5 protein-coding genes, 2 rRNA genes and 2 pseudogenes are annotated in these 14,861 nt (G+C 45.7%); 6 read left to right on the top strand and 3 right to left on the bottom strand.

Translation table 11 applies throughout. The annotated features are described in order from the left end of the window. Positions 1-87: 87 nt before the first annotated feature. Both AC6IZ0_RS17470 and AC6IZ0_RS17475 read right to left on the bottom strand, forming a co-directional pair. Positions 88-1,587, bottom strand: coding sequence for a polysaccharide biosynthesis/export family protein (locus tag AC6IZ0_RS17470; protein ID WP_271735035.1), 1,500 nt, complete (start codon positions 1,585-1,587; stop codon positions 88-90). A 228-nt stretch (positions 1,588-1,815) separates the two neighbouring features. Further along, positions 1,816-2,683, bottom strand: a pseudogene (locus AC6IZ0_RS17475) (zinc metalloprotease HtpX). Positions 2,684-3,132: 449 nt separating this feature from the next. On the opposite strand from AC6IZ0_RS17475, the gene AC6IZ0_RS17480 reads away from it, so the two are divergent. The 4 genes and pseudogenes from AC6IZ0_RS17480 (at position 3,133) to AC6IZ0_RS17495 (ending at position 8,598) form a co-directional block, all read left to right on the top strand. Beyond that, a complete protein-coding gene (locus tag AC6IZ0_RS17480) occupies positions 3,133-4,755 on the top strand; it encodes a cation:proton antiporter (protein WP_497726091.1) in 1,623 nt (540 codons plus the stop codon). Positions 4,756-4,781: 26 nt separating this feature from the next. After that, positions 4,782-5,402 carry a TenA family protein gene (locus AC6IZ0_RS17485; RefSeq protein WP_497724094.1) on the top strand — a complete coding sequence of 207 codons (621 nt, stop codon included), beginning with the start codon at positions 4,782-4,784 and terminating at the stop codon, positions 5,400-5,402. Positions 5,403-5,493: 91 nt separating this feature from the next. Beyond that, positions 5,494-7,184: pseudogene (ilvD, locus tag AC6IZ0_RS17490) on the top strand (dihydroxy-acid dehydratase). A 97-nt stretch (positions 7,185-7,281) separates the two neighbouring features. After that, complete coding sequence (locus AC6IZ0_RS17495) at positions 7,282-8,598, top strand: cytochrome P450 (protein WP_497724096.1); 1,317 nt, start codon at positions 7,282-7,284, stop codon at positions 8,596-8,598. 22 nt (positions 8,599-8,620) lie between these two features. Here AC6IZ0_RS17495 and AC6IZ0_RS17500 read toward each other — a convergent pair whose 3' ends face one another. Beyond that, on the bottom strand, positions 8,621-9,796 hold the full coding sequence (locus tag AC6IZ0_RS17500) for an NAD(P)/FAD-dependent oxidoreductase (RefSeq protein WP_497724098.1): 1,176 nt from the start codon (positions 9,794-9,796) through the stop codon (positions 8,621-8,623). 434 nt (positions 9,797-10,230) lie between these two features. Here AC6IZ0_RS17500 and AC6IZ0_RS17505 point away from each other — a divergent pair. Together AC6IZ0_RS17505 and AC6IZ0_RS17510 are read left to right on the top strand one after the other, a co-directional pair. Beyond that, positions 10,231-11,720: ribosomal RNA gene (locus AC6IZ0_RS17505) — 16S ribosomal RNA — on the top strand. Positions 11,721-11,988: 268 nt separating this feature from the next. Further along, a 23S ribosomal RNA gene (locus AC6IZ0_RS17510) occupies positions 11,989-14,813 on the top strand. The 16S and 23S rRNA genes sit together here, the layout of an rRNA operon. Positions 14,814-14,861 lie beyond the last annotated feature (48 nt).

Raw genomic sequence — 14,861 nt, forward strand, 5'->3', positions numbered from 1 at the left:
AAAAAGTAGTTCAACTAGTTGACTACCAATATCGCTTTAAAGTTGCGCCCCAGGAAATAAAACCCTGGGGAACACCACCCAATTGGCTTAAAAGAAACCGAATATAGCCCTGAAGATTCCCAACAAACCACCTAAAGGATTGATTACCGCACCAACACTGTCACCAGTTCGAGCCAAACCGGAACGGTTGACTATGACAACATCATTATTGCGGAGTATGGGATTACTCTCCTCATTAATTCCCGCAGACAAATCAACCTTGACTTCCCGCTTAGTTACAGAACCATTAGGGTTAAGGCGAACTAAATCCACCGTATTGGTTCTAGCTCTAGCATCATTAAATCCACCTGCAGCCAACAAGGCCTGATTCAAGGAGCTATTAGGCTGAATCTCTACTGCTCCGGGTCTTTTCACTTCCCCGACCACACCAACTTGAATTGTTGCGGGAGATAAAGTACTGGTAGCCAATTGAGTAGCTTCTGCAGCGTTTATCTCAGTGGCAGTAGGAATAAAAATTGTATCTCCGTCCTGGACAATAATGTCCTGATTAACATCACCACTCCGCAATAATTTCCAGAGGTCGATATCTATATTTTGTTCTGAGCCTGTCCTTGTCGGTCGGCGCAGCTTAAGATTACGAACATCAGCTTCTGATGTAATTCCCCCGGCCAATTGCAGGGCTCTCATCACAGTAGGTACTGCACCGGCTCCTTCGCCACCTGATCCAACTACATATGAACCGGGACGATTGACAGCACCAATGATGGCTACAGTCCTTGGTGTAGTAGGGCTGGCGGCAAAGTTCGCTGCAAACAGATTACGTGCTTCTGCGATGTTAAAATTGGTTGCAGTTGGCACGACAATAGTATCGCCATCCCTGAGAGTAATGTCCTGATCTATCCGACCTGTCTGGATTAGTTGCTGTAAATTCAGGTTGACAACTTGCTCAGAAGAACGTCCTCTTTTACGTATTAATTGCACTTGAGTAACATCTGCTGCCAAGGTTACACCCTGAGCTGTGGTCAGTGCAGCTAAGACAGTGGGGTATTGTACACCGGGATTATTGCCAGCGCCTCCTTGTAAATTCAGGGTATAAGCTCCTGGCCTTGTCACTTCTCCGGCGACCAAAATGTTGATTGGACGAGGTGATAACAGATTAACTGAAATGAGGGGACGCTTGAGAAAGCGAGAATACCTCCGTGCTATTTCATCAGCAGCCTGTTCGGTTGTTAGACCGAGAACAGGTACACTGCCAATTAAAGGTAGGTTGATTGACCCTCCGGGTGGTACTTGATATTCGCCAGTATATTCTGGTACTTCAAATACGTTGACGCGAATTAGATCGCCGCCGCCTAGAGTATAATTGGTGTCTATTGGGATAGATGGTGATACTTGCTGTGCTGTGGGAATTATTCGTTCTTTATCCGCTGTTCCCGATTGTACCGAAGGAAAGATTGGTTGTGTTGTTTGTGATACTATTTGTCCCTGAGCTAGGCTCGCACTCGGCGCAGCAACATTGACAGTGGTTAATAAAGCCACACCTAACAATGGCTGGGTGAGGAATTTCAGCAAACCTTTGTTCATCATATTCACCTGAGACTCTGAGACTATAATTGCCATAGTACTGTCTAAATATTTCTATCTTGACTATAGTTAATTATTGAATTTCCTCAATTTAATTGCCTTAACATTCTCATTTTCCTAGAAGAGTGTACTTTTCCGGAGGCAGATTATTTTTTATCGTTAAATTTTCGGTTAAGTTAACATAAATTATTTGGAGAGGCAACTCTCCAAATAGTCTAGAATATCTTGAGTTTAAGGTGTTTTGAGTAGTTGCTGCTCTAATCTGAGCAATTCTTCAACTCGTGCTTCTGTAGCAGGGTGACTAGAGAATAAGTTACCCAGAAACTGACCGGAAATTGGATTAATAATTAATAACGGCTCAAAAGAGGGGTTAGCATTTAAAGGTAACTGTCTGGCTATAGATTCTAACCTTTGTAGCGCCCGAGCTAAAGCGCGGGGATTACGAGTCAATCTGGCTGCACCTGCATCGGCGGAAAACTCTCGTGTACGCGAAATTGCTAGCTGTATGATTGTAGCCGCTATGGGGGCAAGTAATACCGTTAACAAAATACCTAAAGGATTTCCACCCCTGTTATTGTCTCGTGAACCACCACCAAACCATAAACTATAACTCAACATTTGTGCCAGAAACGATATAGCCCCGGCAATTGTGGCTGCAACAGCTTGTGTGAGGGTATCACGGTTAACAATATGAGTCAATTCGTGAGCAATCACACCTTCAAGTTCGTCATCTGGTAACATATTCAAAATACCTTCGGTCACAGCCACGGCGGCGTGTTCTGGATCTCTTCCGGTGGCGAAAGCGTTGGGAGTTGGGCTAGGAACAACGTAAATTCCCGGACATGGGAATGTTGGCGCGATCGCTCAATTTCCGTACCATACCATAAAGTCCCGGTGCTTGAGCCTCAGTTACGGGCTGGGCGCGGTAGACTCGCAGAGCAATCTGGTCTGATTGATACCAGGAAAACAGGTTTGTTGCTGCTGCTAACCCAATTCCGATCATTAAGCCGCCAGTACCGCCAATTATCCAGTAGCTAATGGCAATCAATAAACCACTCAGAACAGCCAGCAAAGCAACGGTTTTTAATTGATTGTTCATAATTCTGCTCTCCCGCTCATGGTACATGAGTTTCTTTTGGACCACAGCATGACTTAGGTCGCACTTTAATTGTATCTAGCTCAAATGAGATTTTGATGCTGAAAACCCCTCAAGTAAGTAAGGTTTTACCGAACACAGGGGTAAGATATCCTTTGCTTATCCTTACTTAATTTAACAAGTGCATAAGTGCAGAATAATATTCACCACCATCTTGTTAAGAATACATATTGTTTGGGTTCTATGTGGTTAAAAATCACGTGATTCTGTGCATTGGTTTTAAAATATAAAATAGCTAATAAATATAAATGATAAACTTAAGTAATTATGGCGATAGGTCTAGCTTAAACTGCGTTTTATAAGGCCTAGACCTCCTACTATTCCGACTTTTTGCCGGAAGCGATGGCTTGATTTTAACTTAATGTCTACTTGCACCTTAAGAAGTCATGGCAATTTTAGCCAATGTATTGTGGATTTTGATCATGGGCTTTTTTGTCGGTCAACTGGCCCGGCGTTTGGGTGCGCCCCCTTTAATTGGGATGATGTTAGTGGGGATAATTCTCAGCCGCCAAGTGCTAAATGTTATTAGTCCAGAGATGCTGAATGCTGCTCCTGTTTTCAGAACTTTAGCAGTGATGATTATCTTGATGAAAGCAGGACTGGGGTTAGACCGCGACAAATTAGCTCAACAGGGAACAGTGGCGCTGCGGTTAGGTTTTCTACCAGCTACAACTGAGGCGATCGCCATTGCTCTTGCTGCTATGGTAATCTTTAACTTCGACTTTCTCACTGGTTTACTCTTGGGTTGTATCATTGGTGCAGAATCTCCAGCTGTCATCGTTCCGGGAATGCTGAGGCTAAAAAGTTTAGGACGGGGCGTTACTAAAGGCATACCCGATGCGATTTTAACTGGTAGTGCTTTATCTGATGTGCTATTATTGCTAGTTTTTAGTCTATTGCTGAGTTTCTTGGGCGAGGGGGGCGTAATCGAGGTTCTTCCTGGGGGCTTTACCCTCACTCCCCTGCAACTGCTTCCACTGCAAATGATCATGCAAATATTACTGGGAATACTATTCGGTTATTTAGCAGCGCGGTTATTAGTTGTGGTGTTAGTCAAGCAGAATTGGACTCAAAACGCGGTTCAAGATACTGTAATTACTGCCAGTATTGCCTTATTTCTAGTAATTGCTGCTGAGGTATTACCTTACTTTTCTGGTTATTTAGCAGCCATGAGTATGGGTTTCTTTTTAATAGAACTGGATGCACCCTTGGCTAGAAACTTACGCGGTGGTTTTGACAGCTTATGGATAGTAGCGGAAATTTTTCTGTTTGTTTTATTGGGTGCAACTATTCAACTCCAAGTATTAGAAAAAATTCTTCTCCCTGGGATATTAATTTTAATGATTGGTTTACTTCTCGGTCGGTCGTTAGGCTGGTATCTTTCCACACTGGGTAGTAATTGGAATTGGCGGGAACGACTGTTTTTATTACCTGCAAACTCACCCAAAGCCACAGTACAAGCAGCCATTGGGGCAATTCCCCTAACTCAAGGGGTTTCAGGAGGTGAGATAATTTTAGCGATCGCAGCCTTATCAATTTTAGTGACAGCACCTTTAGGCGCTTGGGCAACCATGACCTTGGCACCTAAATTATTACAAAGGGGAGAAGTTGATCCCACAAAAGTGACAATTGCCACACCAACCTTACTACTGGCAGCAGTTGATACATCAAGTTTAGCTACAGCAGTTTTAACCAAAGTAGCAGATTTAGCACGAAGGACTAACGGTGAAGTCATTGTTCTGCATATAGTTAATCTCCCCAATCAACAAGAAATCATAGAACTAGAGTTAAAAACTAAAGAATTATTATTGGATATCAGACATAAGTTTATAACTGTGACGGGAACAGTTCCAGAGGAAATTATTCGCATTGCCCAAGAGTATAATACTACTGCAATTATCATGGGAAAACGAGGACATCAACCATGGGAAAAAGTTATTATTGGCTCAGTATCACAAACAGTATTAGAAACCAGTCACATACCTGTAATTTTGGTAGAAAATATGAAAACTTAGTAATATAGACAACGTATCAATCACCAATGAATGTATCTGCTCAATTATGGGAAGCAAATCAAGATTTAGCACAAGCTTGTCTAAATCATCCTTTTATCGAAGGTATCGCCAATGGTACTCTGGAAAAAGCCAAATTTGCTGATTATGTTGGACAAGATGCTTTTTTCTTAAAAGCTTTTGCCCGTGCCTACAGTATAGCCGCAGTCAGAGCCAAGGAATGGGAAGACTTTAGCACATTTCACGCTTTAGCTGATGGAGTTTTGGCAGAACTCAAGCTACATAAGAGCTATGCTACTAACTGGGGAGTAGATTTAAGTACGATAAAACCTGGAAATGCTACTCGTCGCTATACTGATTTTTTACTAGCTACAGCCTGGAGTACTGATATAGGTGTGATAGCTGCAGCTATGTCACCTTGTATGCGTCTTTATAGTTTTTTGGGACAACAGTTAGGATCTCATGGTATTCCTCATCATCAATATGCTGACTGGATTTCAACTTATAGTAATGCTGAATTTGAAGCACTGACACAACAATTAGAAAGTTTGGTAGAAAAATATGCTGCTGGTAATACCTCACTCTATCCGACTTACCGTTACGCCATGTTTTGCGAGTTAGACTTTTTTGAAGCCGTTTGGGCAAAATAACTGCTAAACATTTATCAAATATGCTATGTATACATGGGAAAATTAGGTAATACAATCGCAATACGAGCGATAATGGCACGGAAGGAAAAATATGTCAGATAATTTAAGAAGCCAAGTTGTCACCCAAGGAGTGCAGCGATCGCCTAATCGCGCTATGCTACGTGCGGTTGGTTTTCAAGATGAAGATTTTAATAAAGCCATTGTGGGGATCGCTAATGGCTACAGTACCATCACTCCCTGTAATATGGGAATTAATAAACTGGCGCAAAGGGCAGAAATTGGCGTAAAAAACGCCGGCGCTATGCCCCAAATCTTCGGTACAATTACAATTAGCGATGGGATCTCTATGGGAACTGAGGGGATGAAATATTCTCTGGTATCCCGGGAAGTTATCGCTGACTCCATTGAAACCGCCTGTACTGGTCAAAGTATGGATGGTGTCTTAGCTATTGGTGGTTGTGATAAAAATATGCCTGGGGCTATGCTAGCCATGGCCCGCATGAATATTCCTGCTATTTTTGTTTACGGTGGCACAATTAAACCTGGTCACTACAATGGTAAAGATTTAACCGTTGTCAGTTCCTTTGAAGCAGTAGGGGAATACAGCGCCGGTAAAATTGATGATGATGAACTGTTAGCAGTAGAACGTCAGGCCTGTCCCGGTGCTGGTTCCTGCGGTGGGATGTTTACAGCTAATACTATGTCCTCGGCCTTTGAAGCTATGGGTATGAGCTTACCTTATTCTTCCACAATGGCAGCCGAAGACGCCGAAAAAGCTGACAGTACCGAAAGATCAGCTTTTGCTCTCGTGGAGGCTATACGTAAGCAAATATTACCCCGGCAAATTATCACCCGTAAATCTATAGAAAACGCCATTTCAGTAATTATGGCGGTGGGTGGTTCCACAAATGCGGTTTTGCACTTTTTAGCGATCGCCCGCGCGGTTGGTGTAGAACTAACTCTAGATGACTTTGAAACTATCCGTGGACGTGTCCCTGTTATCTGTGATTTAAAACCTAGTGGTAGATATGTGGCCACAGACCTACACAAAGCTGGTGGAATTCCTCAAGTCATGAAAATGTTACTAGTGCATGACTTACTCCACGGTGACTGCTTAACTATCACAGGTAAAACCGTCGCCGAATTATTGGCAGATATTCCAGCAGAACCACGCAGTGACCAGGATGTGATCCGTCCTTGGGATAATCCTATGTATGCTCAAGGACATTTAGCCATCCTCAAAGGTAATCTGGCCACAGAAGGGTCTGTAGCTAAAATTACCGGGGTTAAAAAGCCCATCATTACTGGTCCAGCACGGGTATTTGAGTCAGAGGAATCCTGTTTAGATGCCATCCTCGCCGGAAAGATTCAGGCGGGTGATGTTCTGGTGATTCGTTACGAAGGTCCAAGGGTGGCCCTGGTATGCGAGAAATGTTGGCTCCCACTTCCGCGATTATTGGTGCTGGATTGGGTGATTCTGTGGGTTTAATTACTGATGGGCGTTTTTCTGGTGGTACTTACGGGATGGTAGTTGGCCATGTAGCGCCAGAGGCTGCGGTTGGTGGTGCGATCGCTCTTGTGGCAGAAGGTGATAGTATCACTATTGATGCTTCCCAACGCCTATTGCAGTTAAACGTACCAGATGAAGAACTAGCCCGGCGACGTGCTAACTGGCAACCCTTACCCCCCCGTTATACTAAAGGTGTACTGGCTAAATATGCCAAGTTGGTATCTTCTAGCAGTGTAGGCGCAGTCACTGATTTAGATTTGTTTCATGATTAGTAATTAGTTACAGTCAGATGAGAAAACAATCAGAATTGTTTTCTCATCTAATAACTGTTCTGTGCATTCTGCCCATATTTGTTGACTAAACTACATAATGAAAGACACTGTAAATCCTCCCGGAAGTTTTGGTTTACCGGTCATAGGCGAGACATTTTCCTTCATTCTTGACCCCGCCAATTTTGTCACCCAGCGCTACCGCAAACATGGGTCTATATTTAAAACTCATCTTTTGGGTAAACCGACTGTGGTGATGGTAGGGCCAGAAGCAATTGAGTTTCTCTTATCGAGTCACAGGGAATATTTTTCCTGGCGTGAAGGCTGGCCTGATAATTTCAAGACCTTGTTAGGTGAATCACTTTTTCTCCAAGATGGAGAAGAACACCAAAGAAATCGTCGCCTCATGATGCCAGCGCTACATGGTGTAGCCCTCACTAATTATCTGAGTACTATGGAGAGTATAACATATAATTATTTGAAAAAATGGGAAAATCAAGGCGAATTTACCTGGTTTACAGAATTTAAAAACCTCACCTTTGATATTGCTAGCCAGCTATTATTAGGTACTGATTCTGTTTCCCAAAATAGTCGATTCAGTCATTTATTTACACAACTAACCAATGGTTTATTTGCCATTAATCCACTCATTTTACCATTTACTAAATTGGGAAAAGCTGTAGCAGCCCGCGATCAAATTCTAGAGCATTTGGCGCAAGTTGTTAAAGCACGTCAGCAACATCCTGGCAAAGACGCTATTAGTTTGTTAGTTCACTCAAAAGATGAGGATGGTAATAGTTTAAGTGAAACAGAACTTATTGCCCAAGCAGTACTGCTACTGTTTGCCGGACATGAAACTACCACCTCAATGCTAACTTGGTTATGTGTAGAATTAGCTCGTCATCCAGAAATATTACAACGCGCCAGAGAAGAACAATTCCAACTTTTAAGTAAAGGTGCTTTGAATTTAGAAAACCTTGGGAAAATGCCATATTTAGATCAGATTTTATCGGAGGTTGAAAGAGTTCATCCGCCAGTTGGTGGTGGCTTTCGTCGTGTTGTCAAGGATTATGAGTTTAATGGATTTCATGTTCCTGCAGGTTGGCAAGCTTTATATTCTATATTTGCAACTCATCACCTCGAAGCAATTTACCCTAACCCAGAACGGTTTGACCCGGACAGCTTTAGTCCCCAACGCCAAGAACACAAACAATATCCTTATAGTTTAATTGGTTTCGGTGGTGGTCCACGGGTTTGTATTGGCATCGCCTTTGCCAAAATGGAAATGAAAATAGTTGCTTCTCATCTTCTGCGTAGCTATGATTGGGAAATATTACCTAATCAAAGTTTGGATGTGGTGAGAATTCCTACCAATCGTCCCCAAGATGGATTACGGGTTCGGTTCTGTCGTTTGTAGAATAGCCAAAAAACCAGCATTCCTAACGCCCAGGGGACAACTGAGTAATAATTTGATCTTTTTTACCAGCGACAAAATAGGCAAAGCGCCGCGCTAAAGGCGGTATAATTACCAATGGGTTACTAAAACCAGAAAAAACATGAATACCCTCAAATCCTGGAATAGCACCAACTAAGGGTAGGCGATCGCCACTAAAAGCCACTAAGCAATGATGCCAAGTTCCTGGTAAGTTGGCTAATGGAGGTAGTACTTGCTGAATACTGGTTCTTAGCCAGTTTTCGCTTTCCTGTGCATTTATTTGGGCAAAAGGGTCTGTGAGGGATCGGCTAATTTGACCCAGGCGCAAACTACCATCTTGAAATTGAATTGCACCTACATCTAAAATTGGCGGCACTGGTTCTTTGGTTGTGTCCTGCCACAACGCTTCTATTTTACTAGATTCCGCTTCTAAGTCAAACCTTTGTAAATTTGCGGGCATTACTAAGGTGTTTAATTTCAAGTCAACAGGTGGTGTTTGAATTACTTCTGCATGGGTAAAATACAGCTTGATGGGGATACCTGCTAATTTTAGCAGTTGTCTGCTGAAGCCCCCGGCACAAATTACCACGTTGTCACAGTGGTAAGTTTCAATAGTTGTGCGGACACCTGTCAACTTAATTCCGGTGTCAGCAGATGAGACGGTCTGGAAATCAATCACCTGGGCAATTTCCATTTCACCCCCAGCACGGAGGAAGGCTTGGATATAAGCTTGGGTTGTTTTGTGGGGGTTAATGTGACCATGTTTCACAGTTAGAGCACCAGCGATGGAGTGTGGGTTAAGTACTGGTTCCAACTCGCAAGCCTGTTTGATATCGAGTAACTGAGGGGGAATACCAACATGACTATAGGATGCAGCGGTTGCTTTTGGGTCTTGATCGGCGGCGATGGTTAGTAATAAATCTATTTCCCGCAACTCGGTTTGAGCTTCTAATTCCTGGTTCAAATTCTGGTAGACGGCGATAGATTCTTGACATAGTTGGCGCGTTAGGGGTGTAGTCCCAGACCAATAAGCCAACCCACCATAACTATAGCGAGTGGCATTCTGGGCTGTTTGGTGTTGCTCTAACAAAAGCACGCTCCAGCCTATTTTACGCAGTTCGTAGGCGATCGCCGCCCCCGTAATTCCCCCCCCGACCACAATCCAGTCATAGTTATTCATGGATTTAAACCTGATTTTGATTGTCAGTCATATATATATAGATATATAGAATATCTGGCATTGAGGACTGAAAATAGGAATAACTCAGGTAAAGCCCCAGGGGAAGAGCCAAGAAAAAACCAGGTGTTGAGATTTGAGATTCACACAGAAGGGGCAAAAAGCCCTCGGAGCAAGGGAAAGAAGCCGGAGGATGTGAGCTAAAAAAAAAGTTTGTCAAACCCCTTGACGAAACCAGATAGAATAGATATATTAAATAAGTGCCAAGGCGAGAGCCGAAGACACCTGAACCGAGAAAACAAAATACTTTGAAAGTAAAAGAATAACCAATCCTCGTCAAGAAGATTTAGTTTGGGTAGAGAAACCCAAGGTTAATCAAAAATTATAACAGGAATCCGTAATAAGAAGTTATTCGGAGACCAAACTCTAAGGAAAACAAAACGGAGAGTTTGATCCTGGCTCAGGATGAACGCTGGCGGTATGCTTAACACATGCAAGTCGAACGGTCTTTTCGGAGATAGTGGCGGACGGGTGAGTAACGCGTGAGAATCTAGCTTCAGGTCGGGGACAACCACTGGAAACGGTGGCTAATACCGGATATGCCGAGAGGTGAAAGGCTAGCTGCCTGAAGATGAGCTCGCGTCTGATTAGCTAGTAGGTGTGGTAAAGGCGCACCTAGGCGACGATCAGTAGCTGGTCTGAGAGGATGATCAGCCACACTGGGACTGAGACACGGCCCAGACTCCTACGGGAGGCAGCAGTGGGGAATTTTCCGCAATGGGCGAAAGCCTGACGGAGCAATACCGCGTGAGGGAGGAAGGCTCTTGGGTTGTAAACCTCTTTTCTCAGGGAAGAAAAAAATGACGGTACCTGAGGAATAAGCATCGGCTAACTCCGTGCCAGCAGCCGCGGTAATACGGAGGATGCAAGCGTTATCCGGAATGATTGGGCGTAAAGGGTCCGCAGGTGGCCATGTAAGTCTGCTGTTAAAGAATGAGGCTTAACCTCATCAGAGCGGTGGAAACTACACAGCTAGAGTGCGGTCGGGGTAGAGGGAATTCCTGGTGTAGCGGTGAAATGCGTAGATATCAGGAAGAACACCAGTGGCGAAAGCGCTCTACTAGACCATAACTGACACTGAGGGACGAAAGCTAGGGGAGCGAATGGGATTAGATACCCCAGTAGTCCTAGCCGTAAACGATGGATACTAGGCGTGGCTTGTATCGACCCGAGCCGTGCCGGAGCTAACGCGTTAAGTATCCCGCCTGGGGAGTACGCACGCAAGTGTGAAACTCAAAGGAATTGACGGGGGCCCGCACAAGCGGTGGAGTATGTGGTTTAATTCGATGCAACGCGAAGAACCTTACCAAGACTTGACATGTCGCGAATCCTGCCGAAAGGTGGGAGTGCCTTCGGGAGCGCGAACACAGGTGGTGCATGGCTGTCGTCAGCTCGTGTCGTGAGATGTTGGGTTAAGTCCCGCAACGAGCGCAACCCTCGTTTTTAGTTGCCAGCATGAAGATGGGCACTCTAGAGAGACTGCCGGTGACAAACCGGAGGAAGGTGGGGATGACGTCAAGTCAGCATGCCCCTTACGTCTTGGGCTACACACGTACTACAATGCTACGGACAAAGGGCGGCGACACAGCGATGTGAAGCAAATCTCGTAAACCGTAGCTCAGTTCAGATCGCAGGCTGCAACTCGCCTGCGTGAAGTAGGAATCGCTAGTAATTGCAGGTCAGCATACTGCAGTGAATTCGTTCCCGGGCCTTGTACACACCGCCCGTCACACCATGGAAGCTGGTCACGCCCGAAGTCGTTACCCCAACTTTTAGGAGAGGGGGATGTCCGAAGGTAGGACTGGTGACTGGGGTGAAGTCGTAACAAGGTAGCCGTACCGGAAGGTGTGGCTGGATCACCTCCTTTTAGGGAGACCTAATCCACTCAGATATCGAAAACATCAAGTAAATAGATGCTGAGATGGTCATTCCTAGGTCGGTCGAGGTTGGTAAAAACTTTCAAAGTATTTTTGGTTCAGTTTAATAACAGAGAAAAAATCAGCAACATGGCGTAAAGCCAGACTGCTGGGTAAAACTCAGCCAGAACCTTGAAAACTGCATAGTAACGCGAAAAAAGCAGGCAGACACAGACAATCAAATGAAAGTGTTTGCGGTGGAAAAAACCAATGTAAAGTGGTCAAGCTAATAAGGGCTAACGGTGGATACCTAGGCACACAGAGGCGAAGAAGGACGTGGTTACCGACGATATGCTCCGGGGAGTTGGAAGCAAACTAAGAGCCGGAGATTTCCGAATGGGGCAACCCTAAAGACTACCTGCTGAATATATAGGCAGGAAAGAGCTAACCCAGCGAACTGAAACATCTTAGTAGCTGGAGGAAAAGAAATCAAAAGAGATTCCCTCAGTAGTGGTGAGCGAAAGGGGAAAAGCCTAAACCAAAGGATTAATCCTTTGGGGTAGTGGGACAGCGATATCGAATCTAGAGGTTAGACGAAGCAGCTAAATACTGCACCAAAGAAGGTGAAAGTCCTGTAGTCGAAAACTAAAGGATAGTAGCTGAATCCCGAGTAGCATGGGGCACGAGGAATCCCATGTGAATCAGCGAGGACCATCTCGTAAGGCTAAATACTACTGTGTGACCGATAGTGAACCAGTACCGCGAGGGAAAGGTGAAAAGAACCCCGGAAGGGGAGTGAAATAGAACATGAAACCGTTAGCCTACAAGCAGTGGGAGTCCGATTAAACGGATGACCGCGTGCCTGTTGAAGAATGAGCCGGCGACTTATAGGCACTGGTAGGTTAAGGCGAGAATGCTGGAGCCCAAGGGAAACCGAGTCTGAAGAGGGCGAAAAATCAGTGTTTATAGACCCGAACCCTGGTGATCTAACCATGGCCAGGATGAAGCTTGGGTAACACCAAGTGGAGGTCCGAACCGACTGATGTTGAAAAATCAGCGGATGAGTTGTGGTTAGGGGTGAAATGCCAATCGAACCAGGAGCTAGCTGGTTCTCCCCGAAATGTGTTTAGGCGCAGCGGTAATGAATATACCTGGGGGGTAAAGCACTGTTTCGGTGCGGGCTGGGAGACCGGTACCAAATCGAGACAAACTCAGAATACCCAGGGCACACATTGCCAGTGAGACAGTGGGGGATAAGCTTCATTGTCAAGAGGGAAACAGCCCAGACCACCAGCTAAGGTCCCCCAAATCATCACTAAGTGAGAAAGGAGGTGAGATTGCATAGACAACTAGGAGGTTTGCCTAGAAGCAGCCACCCTTGAAAGAGTGCGTAATAGCTCACTAGTCAAGCGATCTTGCGCCGAAAATGAACGGGGCTAAGTGATGTACCGAAGCTGTGGGATTAAGAAATTAATCGGTAGGGGAGCGTTCCGTAGTAGGAAGAAGCAGTAGCGGTAAGCAGCTGTGGACGAGACGGAAGTGAGAATGTCGGCTTGAGTAGCGAAAACATTGGTGAGAATCCAATGCCCCGAAACCCTAAGGGTTCCTCCGGCAGGTTCGTCCACGGAGGGTTAGTCGGGACCTAAGGCGAGGTCGAAAGGCGTAGTCGATGGACACAGGGTGAATAATCCCTGACTAAGATGTGGGAGCATGGCGAGGGACGCATGAAAGATAACCATACCCTAATTGGTTTGGGAGGGGTTTACGAACTCCGCATGGTGAAGGATAGTGTCAAGAAAAGCTAGTCATGTGATGAAAGCATCATACCCGTACCCGAAACCGACACAGGTAGGGAGGTTGAGAATACCAAGGGGCGCGAGATAACTCTCTCTAAGGAACTCGGCAAAATGGCCCCGTAACTTCGGAAGAAGGGGTGCCCACGAAAGTGGGTCGCAGTGAAGAGATCCAGGCGACTGTTTACCAAAAACACAGGTCTCCGCTAACTCGAAAGAGGACGTATGGGGGCTGACGCCTGCCCAGTGCCGGAAGGTTAAGGAAGTTGGTCAGGGGTTCGCCCTGAAGCTGACGACCGAAGCCCCGGTGAACGGCGGCCGTAACTATAACGGTCCTAAGGTAGCGAAATTCCTTGTCGGGTAAGTTCCGACCCGCACGAAAGGCGTAACGATCTGGATGGTGTCTCAGAGAGAGACTCGGCGAAATAGGAATGTCTGTGAAGATACGGACTGCCTGCACCTGGACAGAAAGACCCTATGAAGCTTTACTGTAGCCTGGAATTGTGTTCGGGCTTGGCTTGCGCAGGATAGGTGGGAAGCGAAGAAGTATCCCTTGTGGGGGATATGGAGCTAACGGTGAGATACCACTCTGGCGAAGCTAGAATTCTAACCTCACACCCTCAGCGGGTGTAGGAACAGTTTCAGGTGGGCAGTTTGACTGGGGCGGTCGCCTCCTAAAAGGTAACGGAGGCGCGCAAAGGTTCTCTCAGCACGCTTGGAAACCGTGCGGCGAGTGTAAAGGCATAAAGAGAGCTTGACTGCAAGAGTTACAACTCAAGCAGGGACGAAAGTCGGCCTTAGTGATCCGACGGCACAGCATGGAATGGCCGTCGCTCAACGGATAAAAGTTACTCTAGGGATAACAGGCTGATCTCCCCCAAGAGTCCACATCGACGGGGAGGTTTGGCACCTCGATGTCGGCTCATCGCAACCTGGGGCGGAAGTACGTCCCAAGGGTTGGGCTGTTCGCCCATTAAAGCGGTACGTGAGCTGGGTTCAGAACGTCGTGAGACAGTTCGGTCGATATCCGGTGCAGGCGTAAGAGCATTGAGAGGAGCCTTCCTTAGTACGAGAGGACCGGGAAGGACGCACCGCTGGTGTACCAGTTATTCCACCAGGAGTAGACGCTGGGTAGCTAAGTGCGGAGCGGATAACCGCTGAAAGCATCTAAGTGGGAAGCCCACCTCAAGATGAGTGCTCTCACTACTTAAGTAGGTAAGGTCACGGGCAGAACACCCGTTTATAGGCTCTATGTGGAAGTACAGTAATGTATGTAGCAAAGGAGTACTAACAGACCGAGGGCTTGACCTCATCACTCTGGTTTTCGCGTTACTTGCAGTCTTCAGGGTATCTGACCCA

Source organism: Anabaenopsis sp. NIES-4685, from assembly GCF_059725405.1.

Bases quoted from the DNA above. Each gene is read 5' to 3' on its own strand.
- AC6IZ0_RS17470 (WP_271735035.1), bottom strand. From the start codon at position 1,587: ATGATGAACAAAGGTTTGCTGAAATTCCTCACCCAGCCATTGTTAGGT.
- AC6IZ0_RS17485 (WP_497724094.1), top strand. From the start codon at position 4,782: ATGAATGTATCTGCTCAATTATGGGAAGCAAATCAAGATTTAGCACAA.
- AC6IZ0_RS17495 (WP_497724096.1), top strand. From the start codon at position 7,282: ATGAAAGACACTGTAAATCCTCCCGGAAGTTTTGGTTTACCGGTCATA.
- AC6IZ0_RS17500 (WP_497724098.1), bottom strand. From the start codon at position 9,796: ATGAATAACTATGACTGGATTGTGGTCGGGGGGGGAATTACGGGGGCG.